The following is a 17,367-nucleotide window of genomic DNA, read 5'->3' on the forward strand; positions in this document are numbered from 1 at the left end:
ACATTCGAACAGGGAGCGCTTTATGTTCAACCCAGCTAACGAAACCCACTTCAGCCTCAAGGTCGAAGACTACGTGGGCGACCTGCAAGTGCTGTCGTTCACCGGCACCGAAGGTATCAGCCAGCCGTTTCGTTTCGACCTCGAACTGGTCAGCGAAAACCCCGATCTGGACCTGGAAAAACTCCTGCACAAGCAGGCGTTTCTCGCATTCGATCCGCAGGGCTCGGGCATTCACGGGCAGATCTACCGCGTCGCCCAGGGCGATGCCGGCAAGCGCCTGACCCGCTACAAGGTCTCGCTGGTGCCGCAACTGCAGTACCTGCATCACCGCACCAACCAGCGCATCTACCAGCAGATGTCGGCGCCAAAAATCATCGCGCTGATCCTCGACGAACACGGGATCAAGGGCAACGCCTACAGCTTCCAACTGAGCCAGCCGTGCCCGGATCGCGACTACTGCGTGCAGTACGACGAAACCGATCTGCACTTCGTCCAGCGTCTGTGCGAAGAGGAGGGTATTCACTACCACTTCCAGCACAGCGAAAAAGCCCACCTGCTGGTGTTCGGTGATGACCAGACCGTGTTCCCCGACCTCGGCCAGCCGACCGCGTACGTGCAGGGCAGCGGCATGGTCGCCGAAGAGCCGGTGATCAAAGGCTTCAAACTGCGTCTGGAAACCCGCACCAGCCGCACCACGCGCCGCGACTACGACTTCGAAAAACCGCGCCTGCAGATGGAAGCGGCTTACAAGCCGGATGGCGAGAGCACTGAGCCGGATCTCGAAGACTACGACTACCCGGGCCGCTTCATCGACCGCGCACGCGGCAAGTTCCTCAGCCAGCGCGCCCTCGAACGCCACCGCGCCGACTACCGCCAGGCCGAAGGTCGCGGCGACCAGACCAAACTGGTCAGCGGCCACTTCATGGCCATGTCCGACCACCCGCGTAGCGAGTGGAACGACCTGTGGCTGCTCACCGAAATCTTCCACGAAGGCAAACAACCGCAAGTCCTCGAAGAAGGCGTGACCAGCGACACCACCGACAACAAGGACGACTTCCACCAGGGCTACCGCAACACCTTCCTCGCCACCCCGTGGGACGTGTTCTACCGCCCGGCTCTCGAACACCCGAAACCGCGGGTGCTCGGCAGCCAGACCGCCATGGTCACCGGCCCCAAAGGCGAAGAAATCCACTGCGACCAATACGGCCGCATCAAAGTCCAGTTCCACTGGGACCGAGAAGGCCTCGCCGACGACAAAACCAGCTGCTGGCTGCGCGTCTCCAGCTCCTGGGCCGGCGACCGCTACGGCGCGATCAGCATCCCGCGCATCGGCATGGAAGTCCTCGTCACCTTCCTCGAAGGCGACCCCGACCAACCCCTCGTCACCGGCTGCCTGTACCACAAGGAAAACCCGGTGCCGTACGCCCTGCCGGCAAACAAAACCCGCAGCGTGTTCAAAACCCTCAGCTCCCCGGGCGGCGGCGGGTACAACGAACTGCGCATCGAAGACAAAAAAGGCGCGGAGCAAATCTACATCCACGCCCAGCGCGACTGGGATGAAAACATCGAGCACGACCAGAAGATTCGTGTCGGTAATGAACGTCATGACACGGTGGTGAAGAACACCTACACCGAACTCAAGGCTGAAGAACACCGCACGACTATTTCCGACCGCAAGGTTGAAGCGAAGCTGGATGACCACCTGACGGTTGGGCAGAACCAGCATGTGAAGCTGGGCACGGCACAACTGACCAGCGTGGGGAAAGAGATTCACCTCAAGGCTGGGGACAAGATTGTTATTGAGGCGGGGACGGAGCTGACCATTCTTGGGGGTGGGAGCTTTATCAAACTCGATGGCGGTGGTGTGACGGTGGTTGGGCCGGTGGTGAAGATTAATGCCGGTGGCTCGCCGGGGAGTGGGACTGGCATAGGGATTAAGCCGCCGGTGCTGCCGGGGGCTGCGGATAAGGATAAGGCGGGGAGTTTGATGGATCAGGCGCTGGGGAATGCGTCTGAGGAGAAAATCAAACGCAAGCCGAAGCGGATGCTCAATTTTTCCGGGTAAGACATTGACGGCAATCCAAGCCACCAGGGATCAGAATTCAGGTAATTGGTAATGACAGAGACAACCAGCAAGAAAGTAGAAAAATGGTCGTATCCGTTAAAAGTTGGAGCGGCAGGGACGACGGATCCACAGCAGTTCTACAAGGCCTTAGCCAAGGCCAAAGATGGTTTCTACCCGTTGGGTGCCAATGGTCTTTGGCATGGTGGTATTCATTTCGATGAAGCCTCGGGTTTAGTGCCCGACCTGGCAGAAGTCAAGTGCATCGCGGATGGTGAAGTAGTCGCTTACCGTATTGATAGTACTTATCCGAAATCGGCCTACGGTACGGCTGAGGCTGAGTTTTCGACTGGTTTTGTATTAGTTAAGCATCGTTTGGAAGTGCCGGTGCAACCTGCAACCCCAGCTCCTGCTGGATCGCCTGCTTCTCCGCCAGCACCTGGTCCAAGCCTGATTTTTTTCAGTCTTTACATGCATTTGTTGCAGTGGAAGAACTACGAGGAAATTCCGACATTGTCGCGACCGCCCTTTTGGGGAGGGGGTACGTTGCAAGTCAAAGCAACGGCTGACGACGAAATTCTCGGTTTGCGCGTTCGTCAGGAACCGCGTGGCAAGCCTGGGTACGCAACCGTGCTAACGGTTTTGAGTCGCGGTACGGTCGTCGAGACGGGGGAAGAGCAAAACGGTTGGCTCAAGGTGGTCAGCGTCACGCCGGCTAATACCAATCTTCAACCCGGAGCAGGCTGGGTTTTCAAGAGAGAAATGACGGCGGGTCCGACACCCAACACTTACGTCATTGGCGCCGCTGCAAAAGACCCGATGAACCCACCTCAGAAAGGTTTGGTTGTTCGCGCTTCTGCAAGCCGATCTGGCGCTGAAAAAGCCATTTTGCCCCACGGCACGCAAGTCAGAATCGGGAACGATGGGACGCGTGGTAAGTACCAGAAACTGTTGGAGATTGTCAGCGGGAGTGCTATTCCTCCGCTGGCGCCTGCTGAAGTGCTCGGGTATGTCTGGGAGGGGAACCTTGAAGCCAAAAGTGAGCCAGCCGAGAAGGACTCGGTACATGTTTTGGCGACTCCATTCCCGATTACGGCGGGGAGTCTGATCGGTCACGTAGGCAAATATCAAAACCATTCGGATTCGGCGCCCAAGAATCTGTTGCACGTTGAGGTGTTCAGCTGCGAGGACGTAAAGGCATTTACTGAACTGAGTAAAGAGAAAGCTGCGGGAATGCCTGCCGCTGGAAAAACGCTCGTAAAGATTCCAAAAGACAGTGTGTTGGTTACTCACACGCAAGGAATGAGCGCAACAAATCCTCCGAAAGTGACCGATCCCCACAAAAAGGTTGGCTATGACTTCTTTATCCCAGTCGGAGTATTGGAAGCGCTACCCGCGGAAAAAAAGATAAAAGTTCCTGTTGTGATGGGTGGAACCACTACCTATACGCTTTGGTGGCGTCTGGATGGGTTGCTGGGGGATGCCGAAGGGAATGAAATCAGCGGTTGGTTTGCAGAGCCGGATACTGCGTTGTCACGCCATTCACCATTTGAGTGGGAGGGTTTTAGTTTTATAGATGAAGCTGGGAGTAATGTGGATCATTTGGCCGCGTTTCTTCATGCGCAGGAAAGTCTTAGTGAGGAGGAGCAAGCTAACTATCAGCCTAATATCGGTAATGCCGAAGAAGGTTCTACAAAGCAAAATCTTTACAAAATTCTAGACAGAAACGGCGATAAAAAACTCACGCCTTCGGAAATAAAAGAGGCTTTGAGTAAACCATGGTTCGCTCAGCCGATTTCTCAGATGGTTACACGCTATGAAAACGAGTGGCAATTCAAACAAGAAAAATGGGATTCTCTGGATGAGTTAATGGGTCACACTGAAACAGAGCCACACAATGAATGGATTGAAGAAAAAGCAAGAATTAAGACGTTGAGTTGGTGGGACAAGCTTATCGGGCAGCATGGAATTACCAATGATACAAATGTTCGGCATATTCACCCGATTGCACTTATTGGAAGTTTCACTGCTACACGTGATCTGATTACCTTGGAAATGCTTAGGGCCGCTAACCCAGCAGGGGCTGAATCACATCATTCGAGTATTTTGCCGTATCTCAATAAATATGCCGCGGCGTATAAGCTTGAGCAACCTAAAGCTATTGCGCATTTCCTTTCCCAAGTCGGCCATGAAAGTCAATTCAGGATTATTGAAGAGGGCTTGAATTATAGTGCCCGGCAAATGAAGAAGACCTATGGGTGCCGACGGCAAAACAATGTGAATGGCTATAATGAGCAAACGGATAGCTGCGATTTTGGTGTGTTGAGAAGCAAGCTTTGGTCAGAAACAAGTCATTACGCGATGAATGCTGAAAATCTTGCCAGTTACGTCTACGCGGATCGAATGGGTAATGGCAATGAGGCTAGTCGAGACGGTTATCGATATCGTGGCCGTGGAATGCTGCAGGTAACCGGAAAGTCCGAGTATCAACGGTTTACTAATGTGCATAATCAGCGAAATCCGTCGGATATTCAGGATTTCGTGGCCAATCCAGATCTCCTGATTTCCTCAACCGAGTACGGAGTTGAGTCTGCCTTCGTTTTTTGGTTTACCAAAACTGGGCAAGGAGGCACAAAATTGTGCGAAGTCGCCAAGACGGGGAGTGTGGTCGACGTCACACAAATGGTGAATGGCGGGCAAAACGGATATACGGACAGAAACAATAGATACCAAGCCCTTGCTGCACTAATGAATATCAACTAAGAGGTCATTTGCTATGCTCCGTTTTTTTATGTTTGCTTTCGTTCTTCTTATGGCAAACTTCAGCAGTGCGCAAGATGTAGATTACCTTCAGGGGCGCGTGCTACAGGGCCCGTTTAAAACTAATGTTGTAAAGGGAGGGGAACTCTCCTTCTTGCAGACAGGGAACGCAGAATTTCCGGTTTCTTTGGTTTTGGATGTTGTTGGTGCCGATAATAAAAAAAATAGAAGCCTTGTCGATAAATATGATGTGGCAGGCTCGGATCCAAAAATCGAGTCGATTTTCTTTTATCCAGTAAAAGGTAAGAAAAATGTACTTGTTTTGGTTTCTTGGGAAATCACGAGTAGAGGAATTGGAACGTACGGAACCCTTTATCAAGTTTATGGGTATGAAAAAAGTGCGGGTAATGAATTGGTTGTGAATAAGCTTGTCAGGTTTGATAAAAACTTGAGTGGGATGGAAGGTTATCAAGAAGGTGAGGAGCAACATTTTCCTTACGTTAATGCAGGGTTGATAAAGACCTATATTGATAAAATGATTGGCTCTAAATAATTAAAGATAGTCTTGGCAATAAAAGGGAGCGGATTTTGTTTGGCTTAATCCGACCCCTTGGCTGGCTATATTCCACGCCTTGATTCTTTATGGTCAATGCTAGCGTCGCCCGACGAAATGCGATGGGAAGAGCCTAATTGTCGCGCGCCGAAAGGTTTAACATTTGAAATTTATATCACCCGTTGAGACTTCATTAATGGCTGAATCAATGAGAAACATATTTCCAGTTTCTGGGATTTTATCGTTAGCCTTTTTGCTTTTTAGTACGGTTGCGCATTCCGCGAGTTTCGATTGCGGCAAGGCTTCAACGGACGTAGAAAAGAAAATTTGTAATTCTCCCTCTTTGTCCATAATGGATGAAAAGTTGAATGAATTTTTCAAGCCGTTAAAGAGTCGACGGGCTTTTCAAATAATCGAAAGCGATTGGCTGGAGTCGGAACGTAATGCTTGTGAGTCGGTTGAGTGTCTAGAGGATGCTTATACTCAGCAGATACAGTTTCTGTCGCCGATTTCTATTGCGCCTAGGCCGACCCAGAAAGATATTAAGTTGATGTTGGGCGATAAGCCATATACGCAGTCTGAGCGCTCATGGAAGGTCGTTGATTTAGCATGGCTTCCCAATGAAAAGGGGGTTGTCGAACGATTTTTAATCTCCGCTGAAACAATCTCAGGCATGTTGCATGTCATCGTATTTGAAGGGCATTTTGATCCAGCGATGATAGCGTACAGGGGCAATCTTTATGAGTACGTTGATCGCAATGACAGGCAAATACTGCACACGATTGCGAAAGATATCGGTTTTGATGGTGCTCTGAGTCTGGGGTCGAATGACGAAGGCAAAAGGTTTGCGGGAATTCTGGACGGGTCGTTTTACTATCGACAGCAGCTTTCGAAAAATCAGTTGCGGGGGATGGTTTATAAACTCGGCTCCAAGCTGCCGCCGGTTGAAAGTAGTTTATTGTTTCAGCAGTGGCCAAATACTAATGAAAATGCTGTAAGTGGTTTGACATTCGGCTGGGGTGGAGAGTATGGAAAGTTGCAAGCGTACTATTCGCATACCCCAGGGTATGAAACGATAGCTCCGGTTGGTGGGCCGGATGCTAGTTGGAATATTTATAATCCAATCTGGAGCAAATCAAGGCCGACGTTTTATTTCAAGAATGGCGATAAAACTGTTTGGCGTGCCAATGTTGTGGATAAGACGCTGACGAAAATTGCGAAGGCCAGTGATGAAGGAATGATTCAGAATCCTACGCCTATCGATGTTAACGGGCGCGAAGCGATCGTTTATCTGAATGGATCTACTCTGAAAATGGCTATCTCACTTGAAGAATAAGTACGACTTAAAAACATGCGTTAGAAAGTTTTTTGGATTTTTTATGTTGTCCTTCCTTTAAACTCTCCACCCCAAGTAATGCGCTCAGGACACGGAATGCCAGCCCCCTCGACCTCGCTTCGCCCCGCGTTAGTGCTCTGGCTATACGCCGCCGCAATCGTGCACATACTCGCCGGCCTCACCCTGACTTGGGCCGGTCACTCCGGTTTACTCGACGGCTATCTGCACATCCTCGAACTCGCATTCTGGGGCGCCGATGCGGTACCTGCCGCCGGCCACGAACAACAAGTCTGGTGGCTCGCGCTGTTCGGCGCGACGCTGCAAAGTTATTCGCTGTACATGCTCGCGTTGGTGCACTTGGGCAATCGCTTGAAAGCCCCGGGAGTCTGGGGCTGGTTGATCGCCGGCATCCTGTTATGGGCGCCGCAGGACATGTGGCTCTCAGAGCAACAACAGGTTTGGTCGCATCTATGGCTAGATGGTTTTGCATTGCTGGTGTTGTTGCCGCCACTGTTGTGGCTGTATCGGCATGACCGCCGGAAGTCTCCTGCAGTAAAGACAACGAGCCTGTCCAACCCATTTGCCGGTGGCGCTTTCAAACGTGTGCTGATCACCGGCGGCACTGGGTTCATCGGTGAAGCCTTGGTCATTCAATTACTCGACGCGGGTCATTCGGTCAGCGTCCTAACGCGCGATCCGTTGAGCGCGGCCAATCTATTCAACGGCCGCGTCCGCTGTGTGCATTCGCTCGGCGAACTCAGTCACGACGAAACCTTCGACGTAGTGATCAATCTCGCTGGCGCCCCTGTCGCCGGCCCACGCTGGACTCCCAAACGTCAGGCGCAACTGCTCGCCAGCCGAGTCGGCACCACCGAAGCGTTGATGACCTGGCTGAAGAACACCAAGCAAAAACCAACGCTGTGGATTCAAGCCTCGGCCATCGGCTTCTACGGCGTGCGCGATGCCAGCGAAAGCCTCGATGAACACGCCAGCAAGGGCGATGGTTTCATGGCCGAACTCTGCGCGCGTTGGGAAGCCGCCGCGCAACCGGCCACTGAGTTTGGCGTGCGTCAGGTGGTGCTACGCCTCGGCGTGGTCTTCGGCCCGGGCGGCGCGTTGACGCCGTTGCTGCTGCCGTTCCGCTTGGGCTTCGGCGGGCGCATGGGCGATGGTCGGCAGATCATGAGTTGGGTGCATCGCGATGATGTGCTTCAGGTGATCGCAAGGGCTTTCGATGACGACAGTCTGCGCGGTACCTACAACATGGTGGCGCCGGAAACCGTCAGTCAGGCAGCCTTCGCCGAGAACGTCGGCAAGGTCCTCAAGCGTCCGGTGTGGTTCCATATTCCCGCCGCGCCAGTGCGTGCAATGGCAGGGGAGATGGCGCAGCTGTTTTTCGACGGCCAGCGTGTGGTGCCGCAGCGTTTGACCGAGGCTGGCTACACATTCCGCTTTCCAACCCTCGACGCCGCTCTGCGCGATCTGACCTGAGGATCGCTCATGAGCAAGCCCTTGATGTACCTGCTGGCCGGCAACGGCAGCGCCGCCGATTGGTGGGATGACGCGCTGCCGCACTTTCAACACTACGACGTGGTTCCGCTGGAGTTGCCGGGTTTCGGCGCCAATCCGCAGCCGCCCTGTGAGGATCTGGCGGGCTACGCGCAGACCTTGCTGGCGATGACACAGCAGGGCAGCGCGATCATGGCGGTCGGGGTCAATGCGTTGCTGGTGTTGCATGCGTTGCAACGTCGGCCGGGGCACTTTTCCCGCAGCGTTTTGTTGGCGCCGGTCGGTGCGTTTCTGTGGCAGCGGCGGTTGCCGGCGCTGATGTCGCCGCTGCCGATTCGCAAGACCATTCACTGGCTGCTGTCGAACCAGCCCACACTGTTCGCGCGCAAGTTTTCCAACCAGACCTGGACGCCCGCGCAGTACCAGCGCATGGGCGCCGGCTATGCGCGCTGTCGTGCGTTCGTGCCGCACTGGGATCTGATTCGCGCCGACACCGCGCTGCCACTGCTGGAGTGGATCACCGATCCGGTCGAGTTGGTTTGGGGCGATCAGGACGCCGTGCTCGGTATCGAGCAAGCGGCGGCGTGGTCGGCGATTCTCGCTCGCGCTGATCTGACTATCAGCCTCAAACCCGGTTGGGGCCATTACCCGTGGATCGACTCGCCCGCCGAATTCGCGCAGTGGCTGGAGTCGGGCGAGCGCGGGTTTGTTGCGCACACCAAGGGCGGGCGTTTGCGCCTGGCTGAACTGGCGCGGCAAGCGGTGCCGGCGGCGCTGACGCTCAACGATTGCAATGATCCGCGTCTGCCAGCATTTCTCGCTGCCCAACCCGACGTGACCTGGGCGGTGCGCTCCTCCAGTTATGGCGAGGACCAGGCCGATTCGGCGAATGCCGGTTTGAGCACAACCTATCTGCGCGAGCCGCCCGCCAATGTGTCGAAACGCATCGCCGAACTGACGGCCGAAGGCGTCGAGGAAGTGATGGTGCAACGCTTCATCACCCCGGTAGTTTCCGGCATCGCGTTCGTGCGCCATCTCTCGGTAGAACTGGAATGGGTTGAGGGCCATCTCGAATCGTTGGCCAACGGTCACGTCAGCCCCTCACAAGCAACGCTTTCGCGACTGGGCGATGCGTGGCGCAGCGGCACGTTCACGCCGTCCCACGGCTTGACCGAAGACCTGCTGTGGCGCTTTATGCAAGATGTGTTGCGCGTGTTCCACTACGTGCCCGGCGACGTCGAATGGGCCTGGGACGGCTCGCAACTGTGGCTGCTGCAATACCGGCCGATCAGCGATTACGGCTGGCGCCGCCACCTGACCACCGCCAACATCGCCGAGATCCTGCCGCCGCAACCGAGCGTGCTGGTGGAGTACACCCAGCGCCGCGCGGCAATGAGTATTCCGGCGATCATGGCGCGTTGGGATGCGCGGGTGTTGCAGGACAACGAGCCGTTCACTGCTGTGTTCGGCGGCGCGTCCTACATCAACAATGACCTGTTTCTTGCCCGGTTGGCCGACTGGGGCATCAGCGCCGATAACTACGCCGGTGAAGTTGGTGGTGCGACGCCGCATCTGCCGTGGCAACCGCTGAAGATGCTGCGTTCGTTGCCGCTGTTTTTGCGTATGCAACGCAAGGCTCGGGGCCATTTGCTGAACCTTGAAAACGGTTTGCAGCGCTTCGATCGGGAGCTGGCCGAACTGGTCGCCCAAAGTGCCAATGGCCAACAACTCGCGGACTGGTTCACCCGGTTCTACGTGTTCGTGGTGCAAGGCAATCTGTGCATCGCCACGGCGCTGGCCAGCAGTGGCGGCGACTGGCTGGGCCGCCCGCCGACCGCTTACGACAATCTTGAAAACAGTCCGCATCGATTGCCGTGGGAAACCGATCCCGCTACGCCTAGACCCGCGTCGAGCGCACTGCCGCTACAGCCATTCCCGCAATGGTCTGGGCTGATCCGCCTCGCGCACTCGACCGGCCTGCCGGGCCTGCGCGGCTACTACCTGCAAGTACGCGAGTGGTACCGCGACAACCTGATGTGCATCTTCTTCCGTCTTCACCACGCCATGCCACTGGCGGACCGCGAGCATTGGTTCGCGCCGCATCCGGACGTACGCACTCGCGATGGCAGCTTCTGGCAGGACGGTCGCGAAGGTGCGGAGCAGGCCACCGGGTTCATGATTTATCCGGGACAAGTGCAAGGCATTCTCGGCGAGGACATCCTGCTCGAAGACACCCTCGATCCGGGGCGGCATGCGCACTATCAAGCAGCACGAGCGGTGATTGCGCGGATGGGTGGGCGGCTGTCCCATGGCTCGACGTTGTTGCGGGAATTGCGCAAGCCGTCGGCGGTGATGCCGCAGGTGGATCCGGCGTGGATGGGGTGTGAGGTGTTGTATCGGGATGGTGAGTTGGAATTGATTAATTCGAAGGATAGGAAGTGAAAACACTATTGTTGCGTATGAACTGGCTGTCACTGGTAGCGGGCAGTCTCTTGGCAATTTCAACCGCCATGGCCTTCGCTGCAGATCCAACCTTCAAGGATTACACCGTCACGCCAGTTTTCAACGGCCCCAACCATAAGCTGGTGCCGCAAGAAAACAGCAGCCCAATGATGGACCAAGCGCGGGCACAAGCCCTGAAAGGCAAGGTCAACTTCGCCGGCCATTACATCCTGCACAGGCTCGGCTGTGGCGGTAGCGCCATTTGCGGCGAAGTGCTGGACGCTCAGACTGGGGAAGTCGTTGGCGGTCTGCCCAATGCTTACGACGGCAGCACGTTCGGCATGATTTACCAGCCCGACAGCCGCTTGATCATCGTGTCCGGCATCACGCTCGACGGTGAAGAAGATGCGCAGGGGAATGCTTTGGAAAGTGGTAACCGGGATCGTTACTACGAGTTTGTGAACAATGAATTTCGACTGCTGAGCATGACCGACGTGGAATCGTCGCCGATGGATGAGGAGTGAGTGGATGAACCGTCTTCTCGCGGGCAGCCTTAAGCGGATGATGATTGTCATGAGCGTGTCAGCTTCAGCCAATGCCTTGTCTGAAAATATTCAGATCGTGGGGGTTGGCGGGCACTTAGTGACGCTGAAGGACAAGACATGGGGTAGGCCTGCTGCGGAGTCGGCGGTTGCCTCGTTTACCGCCAATGGAAAAACGTTTCCCCTCTATGTACCCGCGGTGGGTACTGAAACGCATGAGACTTGGTTAAGTCCCGACAAGAAAACATTGCTCCTCCTTCAGACTCTGTATGGCGTTGTCATTGGCCAGGAGGGTGAAGAAATCCCGACAGAGGAAACTGGTTGCGGGGTCATTTCGATGGAGACCGGTTGCGTGCTCAGTCAGCCGGCAGCCAGGTTTTGCTACGGCAAGTGGGAGGGCAATCGGTGGACTTCCGGGGAAGAGGATGCGCCTGACCTCGTCATGCAGACGCCGTCTCCAAAGGACTTATTGAAGCAGGTCTCAAATATTGAGATGCCGCAATCTCGCGTGGAAGAACTCGCATTCAATCTTCGCACTATAAGTCCAGAGTCCTATATGGCTTGTCACCCACCGGCGCGCAATGTTCAAGCTTTTAACGACTTGGCTTTTTACTTGGCCGAGGGCGGTAACGATGAGCTGGCGCTGAAATTTTATCGCGGCGTTGAGACCGTTGGTAAACGCACAGTACTGATGTTGAACATCGCCGATTCACTCTGGCGCCTTGATCGCAAAGATGAAGCGCAGCGCTATTACAGCCAGTACCGCGACGCGATGAGCGCCGAGGGCAAGGCGCAGAAAATACCTCAACGCGTAGTTGAGCGATCCGTTATTCAGGGAATGAAACATTGAACATGTTTGTGCGCTTTATCGCGTTGTCCTTTGTATGCCTGTTTGCCTCTCTTGCGATGGCCGAGGACGACTGCAAGGAAATCACCGTGAGCGCCCAGGTCGATCGGTGTGTGGAGGCCGCCCGCAAGGAAGCCGACACGCAACTCAATGCCAGCTACAAGAAACTGCTGGGACGGTTTGGGGCTCAACAACGGCTTGACCCTGAGCAGGGCAAGGCGCTGGTCGCCATGGCCAGAGAATCCCAGCGCGCCTGGATCAAGCTACGCGACACCACATGCCCGCTTGAAGCCACGGAAATCGAGCCAGGGGTGGCAGCGCATGTCACGACGATCAACAACTGCATGGCCAGACTGAGTCTGGAGCGTGCGGCTTACCTGGACACAATCGTCGCTGATGAGCCGGGTAATGTGGTTGATCTCAACAAGGTGTACCTGTCCGGCTCCCAGCGCTTCGGCAATGTCGTGGCACGTTATGTCAGCACCTTTGGCAGCCCATGCCTGACGGTCCAGATACTGGCTCCCAACGGCGGTTGGAGAGTGCTGTCCTCCAAGCGGTTTTGCAGTTTTGACGGCAAATCGTTTTGGAATGGTTATGCCAGTGCATTGTTTGAGGATCATGCATTTGCTGCTGATGGTTTACACCTGACGCTCAGCTTGTTCGAGCTTCGTGGGGAAGGAGAGAAGCGGCTCGCTTGTGTGATACCGATCCAGAATGAGCGAATTGAAGAACTAAAGTGCGGCGCGCCTGAACCCGGTGCCTAATCGGACAAGCTCTATTGGGGTGTATTTGGACATCATTTGATTGAATCAAGGATTGAAGAAAGTGAAACGCGTATTGCAGAGCGTTCTCTGCGCTCTAACTTGTTGTGTCGCTGTACCGGGTTCTCCCGCGCTTGCTGCGCCCCAAGTCCTCAAGGAAATTCCGGCTAGCTTGCTGGGTGATGCATCACGGCAAAACGTATTTGTTCTGGCAGGAGATGCGGAAGAGGCCTCCAACCGATTGTTGATTGCGCCGGTACAGGCACGTGATGAGGACATATTGCTCGATACGTCGAAGGCGCTGCCTCTGATCAAAAGTCAGTACTCGTCTGCGCTTCAGGGTGTATTCAGCGTCCATCTACTCAAAGGTCGCCCTGGCGTCATGACCGTCATTGATCCGCAGGCGGAGGAAGCTGTGGTCAAGCAGCCGTTCGTTGAGGCTGGGGATTACATAGCGCTGGTAACCAGCGAGGAAGATAACGCGGTTTACAACTTCAACCTGTTGTTCGCCTTCAACAGAGGTTCAAAGCAGTTTGAGCTGAAAGCTCTCCTGGAAGTGGCGAATAACGACTCATGTGATCGATCGCTCGTCAGCGTAGTGGAGTTGCCGGTGCAGACATTGGGCCCAATCACTCTCGCTTCTTTCGATGGGCGTGAAGCGCTGCAGAAGCTGCAGGTTGCTCGTACTGGCAGTATTAAGGGCGTGAGAAAGAAATTGATGACCGTCGATTCGGCTGATCTGCTGGATATGGCGCTGGCAGCCTATCGAAAGGGTGATGACTCTTCCTTCAAGGATACGATGAGCTACGTGTTGATGGGCGGCGGCTCGCATGACACCTGTCCCCCGGATAGCTATATCGTCGCAAAGTACTACTACCCGCAGCGTCCCGGCTGGTCCAACGACCTTGGGTTTTTACTGGGCGAGGCGGGTTACTACGTTGAGTCGATTGAGTTGCTCAATGCAGTAATTGCCAATCACCCAAACAGGACGGTTGCTTACCTGAATCTCGCTGACAGTTATTGGGCCGTGAACGATAAAGAACGGGCGGTGGCGGCATACAAGCAATACGTATCGCGAATGTCTGAAGCGGGAAAAGCTTCGAAGATCCCGGCGAGGGTGGGTGAGCGCCGCGCTTTGGTGCCCGAGGCGTGATCAACGCTCGTTGAGTTGCTGTAGATGTGTTTTCTGATACCTCATGAAACCGCTAAAGGAATGTTCGGTTTGAAATTTTTGCCTGCGTTTATTTCTGTGCTTCTTCTAATGCCACTGGCAGCGCACAGTGAAGTTTCTACACAGGTAAGGTGCTTCCGCTCGCTGGAAGGCAAAAATATCGATTTTGAATTCAGAACCTATTACGACGCGGCCGCCAAATGGAGCGGCGCAAGTGTCAGGTATAGCAAGTCGAAGAACGCCATTGCTCTGGTTCATCACCGAACCGAAGAATACGTCATGACGGAGGACGGCCCCTACGAATTCACGACGACTTGGGTGGAAATTTCAGACGGTGCGGTGACGGGGCAGTATGTCATTGCAACGCAAGGCGCTCGCGTGAACTCGATGCGCTACACGAATTACAAATCCTACAAACAGTATTCGTTCGATGAAGACTTCAGCATCGAGGCCTCCCCAGAGACGGGTTGTCAGTGGAGATAAAGTCTTTAAGAAAGGGGACTTAACGTCCCCTTTTTTTCATCCGCAAATCCCGCTACGACTTGGCTGCCAGGTTTCGCACTTCAATATGGTCGAGCGTCCCTTCCACCATCAATCGCACCCCGTCCGCCATTCTGCTCAGGGCCAGTGCTACCGAGCGGCGGGAGCCGTGGAGGTCGTCGGCGAGGTCGCAGGCGATGGCGCTGATGGACAGGAGGTCTTCGGAGGCGTTGGCCATGAGAGCTTCGGCGTCGATGCCGGGGCAGAGGCTGAAGAGGCCGGTTTCGCGTTTGGGTTGGGATTCGATGCATGGTTTGAAGTGGTGGTCGAGGGCGCGTTCGGCGGCTTCGTGGAGTTTTCTTGAATCGAAAGATTCGTAGGGCGAGGTGTCCTCAGTGTTGGGTGTCGGGTTGGTCATCGGTGTAAATCCTTTGGAGTTAGAAGAGATTTGCTCCGGATTTCGGACTTGCACATCCGGTCACCGATTTGGCGGCGACAAGCAAAGGCTATCGACGAACTGCCAACCTGCCTAGTTCATAGGTATCGCGGCGCTTTGCAGGAAATTTCCCATAGGTTTGCAGGCTGGAAGATCAAAAGATCGCAGCCTTCGGCAGCTCCTACAGGGATGTGTTTCAACAGGTGTAGGACGGTGGGTGCAGAAGTGTGACTTGGCGGTCATCGTGCGGGAAATGGTCTGCATCATCTTCCAATAGCGGCGGATAGTGGCGTTATCGTCCGAATCCCTTACACTGCCCCGGCCGTTCATTTTCCTTTTGAGGCTGTGCGCATGAAATTTCGTTTTCTTCTGTGGATGATGGGTTTGTTGATGGGTAAGGCCAGCCGGACAAATCCTGCGTTCCAGCAGCAGTTGGGTGACAAGGATCTGGTGTTTCAGCTGCAGACGCTGGACGGGAAAGTGGCGCGGCATTTCGTGGTGAAGAATCAGCGCATTACCAGCAAGTCTGGCGTGGTGGCGGAGCCGGCGTTTGCGATTGCGTTCAAGGATGCGGGTTATGCCTTTGCCACGATGCAGGCCAAGAACAAGCAGCTGGCGTTCATGCAGGGGATTCAGGACAAGTCGATCCAGCTGAAGGGGAATCCGGCGCTGGTGATGTGGTTTCAGGGGTTGATGAAGTATTTGAAGCCGAGGAATGCCAAGCCTAAGGCTTGAGTAGAAGGGCTTGAGTGGATGGGCTGTTGTGGTGAGGGGATTTATCCCCGATGGGCTGCGCAGCGGCCCCAAAACCTGAGACCTCGATATAACTGACACATCCTGTTAGTTGGGTTTGCGACTGCTGCGCAGTCGGTCGGGGATAAATCCCCTCACCACAGGTTTTGTGTCAGGCAGGTAGATTGGGGTGGATTCTTCGCGAGCAAGCTCGCTCCCACAGGAGGTCACCGAAACCTTGTGGGAGCGAGCTTGCTCGCGAAGTTTTCAAGCCTGGCTGAATTGCGAAGCTAGCTCACGCAGCAGGACTTCAGCCTCAAGCACTTTGCTGACGACGTCGTTGGCTTTGTCGCGGGTCAGGCCGACGCGTTCGAGCAGGGCGTCGGGGATGTCTTCGTCGGGGCCGGAGCCGATGCCGCGGCTGCGCAGCAGGCGCACGGCCAGGCAGACGAGGTTCGGGTATTCGGCGTAGGCGCCGTCGTAGCTTGGGTCGTGCTGGAAGCGAAGGGCGGTGGCCAGTTCATCGGGCATGTCCCAATAGCGCATCAGCCACGAGCCGATCTGTTCGCGGCTGATGCCCAGCAGGTGCTGCTCAATGTAGCTGTGGCACAGGTGCGGGTTGACCTCCAGGTGGCGGCAGATCAGCGAGAAGTGCGGCGGGAACACGTGGGCCAGCAGCAGGTAGCCGAAGTTGTGCAGCAGACCGGCCAGATAGGTCAGGCCGGCTTCCGGGCGCTGGGCGCGCGGCATGGCGCGGGTCAGGCCTTCGATGACGGCGGCGGTGTAGATCGATTGCTGCCAGTACGGCGTGGTGTGTTGCGGGTGGTCCTTCGGCAGGCTCAGGGTCTTGCCGAGGGCCAGGCCCAGCGCGAGGTTGATCACCAGATCGAAACCGAGCACGCGAACGATCGCGTCTTCCACCGAGCGGATCTTGCCCGGCGAGGCGTAGTACGGCGACGCCGCCCAGCTCACCACTTGTGCAGCCAGCGCCGGGTCGGTTTCGACCACGCCGGTGATGTCGTCGATGGTGGCGTTGGGGTCGACGCGCAGTTTGATGATTTTTTGCGCGGTTTCGGCCAGCGGCGGAATTTCGATAGTCGCTTCCAGACGCTGCTGAATCCGGCGTGCAGTGAACGCCTGCACGGCCTGGGTGATTTCCTCGCGGTCATCGTCCGGGCGATCAAGGTTCGGGCGGATGCTGCTCAGGGCTTCGCCGAAGTTGGCGGCGCTGGCCTTGGTCAGCATGGTCTTGAAGGCTTCGCTGGTGATCTCCAGCAGCACGCCCGGCTCGCCGGAGTTGATCAGCAGCTTCGGCTCGCGCAGCAGGCTTTCTTCGTAGAGGCACGGCGAACTGGTCAGCGCCGGCAGGCCCGGCAGCAGGCTCAGGCTGTGTTTGCCGAGCATCTTTTCCAGGCGCTCGGTGGACACGGCGGTCAGGCGTCGGCCAGTGAGTTCGGCGAGGCGATTGAGGTCGAGCAACTGGCTCTGCGGAAACAGCACCATCAGCGCGCCCACGGCGTCGTCCAGCAACACGGCTTGTACCTTGCGCGAAGCATTGAGGCCGTGGTGGTCGAGCACTTCTTCGTAGGCGATACCCAGCTTGCCGAGCAGCAGCCGAATTACAGACGGCGCGTGCGGAAGTTCGGGGGCGAGAGCTGCGTCAGTCATGGTCTGTATCCGTTTTTGAAACAATGGCAGGAGTATAACCAGCTCTGTCGGAACGATCCTGCACAAAC

Annotated in this window: 14 protein-coding genes; 12 read left to right on the plus strand and 2 right to left on the minus strand. The window is 55.7% G+C overall.

Annotated features, from left to right (window positions below):
* Positions 1-22: 22 nt before the first annotated feature.
* The 11 genes from AB1J88_RS21370 to AB1J88_RS21420 all read left to right on the plus strand — a co-directional run bounded on the left by AB1J88_RS21370 (position 23) and on the right by AB1J88_RS21420 (position 14,466).
* The gene (locus AB1J88_RS21370; RefSeq protein ID WP_430291919.1) at positions 23-2,065 is read left to right on the plus strand and encodes a type VI secretion system tip protein VgrG; all 2,043 of its coding nucleotides are present in this window, start codon (positions 23-25) and stop codon (positions 2,063-2,065) included.
* A 51-nt stretch (positions 2,066-2,116) separates the two neighbouring features.
* A complete protein-coding gene (locus AB1J88_RS21375; protein ID WP_430291920.1) occupies positions 2,117-4,825 on the plus strand; it encodes a hypothetical protein in 2,709 nt (902 codons plus the stop codon).
* Between the two features lie 13 nt (positions 4,826-4,838).
* Positions 4,839-5,375 carry a hypothetical protein gene (locus AB1J88_RS21380; protein WP_430291921.1) on the plus strand — a complete coding sequence of 179 codons (537 nt, stop codon included), beginning with the start codon at positions 4,839-4,841 and terminating at the stop codon, positions 5,373-5,375.
* A 196-nt stretch (positions 5,376-5,571) separates the two neighbouring features.
* Positions 5,572-6,711 carry a lysozyme inhibitor LprI family protein gene (locus tag AB1J88_RS21385; protein ID WP_430291922.1) on the plus strand — a complete coding sequence of 380 codons (1,140 nt, stop codon included), beginning with the start codon at positions 5,572-5,574 and terminating at the stop codon, positions 6,709-6,711.
* 96 nt (positions 6,712-6,807) lie between these two features.
* On the plus strand, positions 6,808-8,202 hold the full coding sequence (locus AB1J88_RS21390) for a TIGR01777 family oxidoreductase (protein ID WP_198758397.1): 1,395 nt from the start codon (positions 6,808-6,810) through the stop codon (positions 8,200-8,202).
* A 9-nt stretch (positions 8,203-8,211) separates the two neighbouring features.
* Positions 8,212-10,662: an alpha/beta hydrolase gene (locus tag AB1J88_RS21395; protein WP_430291923.1), complete on the plus strand. Its 2,451-nt coding sequence runs from the start codon at positions 8,212-8,214 to the stop codon at positions 10,660-10,662.
* A 68-nt stretch (positions 10,663-10,730) separates the two neighbouring features.
* Entirely contained in the window at positions 10,731-11,186 is a 456-nt protein-coding gene (locus tag AB1J88_RS21400; RefSeq protein WP_420094610.1) for a hypothetical protein, read from the plus strand.
* A gap of 4 nt (positions 11,187-11,190) precedes the next feature.
* Positions 11,191-12,054, plus strand: a complete 864-nt coding sequence (locus AB1J88_RS21405; RefSeq protein ID WP_430291924.1) for a tetratricopeptide repeat protein — start codon at positions 11,191-11,193, stop codon at positions 12,052-12,054.
* Positions 12,055-12,056: 2 nt separating this feature from the next.
* Positions 12,057-12,815 carry a lysozyme inhibitor LprI family protein gene (locus AB1J88_RS21410; protein WP_430292709.1) on the plus strand — a complete coding sequence of 253 codons (759 nt, stop codon included), beginning with the start codon at positions 12,057-12,059 and terminating at the stop codon, positions 12,813-12,815.
* Between the two features lie 61 nt (positions 12,816-12,876).
* The gene (locus AB1J88_RS21415) at positions 12,877-13,965 is read left to right on the plus strand and encodes a tetratricopeptide repeat protein (RefSeq protein ID WP_430291925.1); all 1,089 of its coding nucleotides are present in this window, start codon (positions 12,877-12,879) and stop codon (positions 13,963-13,965) included.
* A 60-nt stretch (positions 13,966-14,025) separates the two neighbouring features.
* The gene (locus AB1J88_RS21420) at positions 14,026-14,466 is read left to right on the plus strand and encodes a hypothetical protein (protein WP_430291926.1); all 441 of its coding nucleotides are present in this window, start codon (positions 14,026-14,028) and stop codon (positions 14,464-14,466) included.
* A gap of 52 nt (positions 14,467-14,518) precedes the next feature.
* Here the strand turns inward: AB1J88_RS21420 and AB1J88_RS21425 are convergent, their stop codons facing one another.
* A complete protein-coding gene (locus tag AB1J88_RS21425; RefSeq protein WP_430291927.1) occupies positions 14,519-14,881 on the minus strand; it encodes a DUF6124 family protein in 363 nt (120 codons plus the stop codon).
* Positions 14,882-15,250: 369 nt separating this feature from the next.
* Between AB1J88_RS21425 and AB1J88_RS21430 the strand changes: the two genes are divergently transcribed.
* A complete protein-coding gene (locus AB1J88_RS21430) occupies positions 15,251-15,634 on the plus strand; it encodes a helicase (protein WP_430291928.1) in 384 nt (127 codons plus the stop codon).
* A 264-nt stretch (positions 15,635-15,898) separates the two neighbouring features.
* On the opposite strand, the gene AB1J88_RS21435 is transcribed toward AB1J88_RS21430, so the two are convergent.
* Entirely contained in the window at positions 15,899-17,299 is a 1,401-nt protein-coding gene (locus AB1J88_RS21435; protein ID WP_007962347.1) for an aminoacyl-tRNA deacylase and HDOD domain-containing protein, read from the minus strand.
* Between the last annotated feature and the right edge of the window lie 68 nt (positions 17,300-17,367).

The organism is Pseudomonas sp. S8 (genome assembly GCF_050473925.1).
In the GTDB taxonomy this organism is placed as follows: domain Bacteria; phylum Pseudomonadota; class Gammaproteobacteria; order Pseudomonadales; family Pseudomonadaceae; genus Aquipseudomonas; species Aquipseudomonas parakoreensis.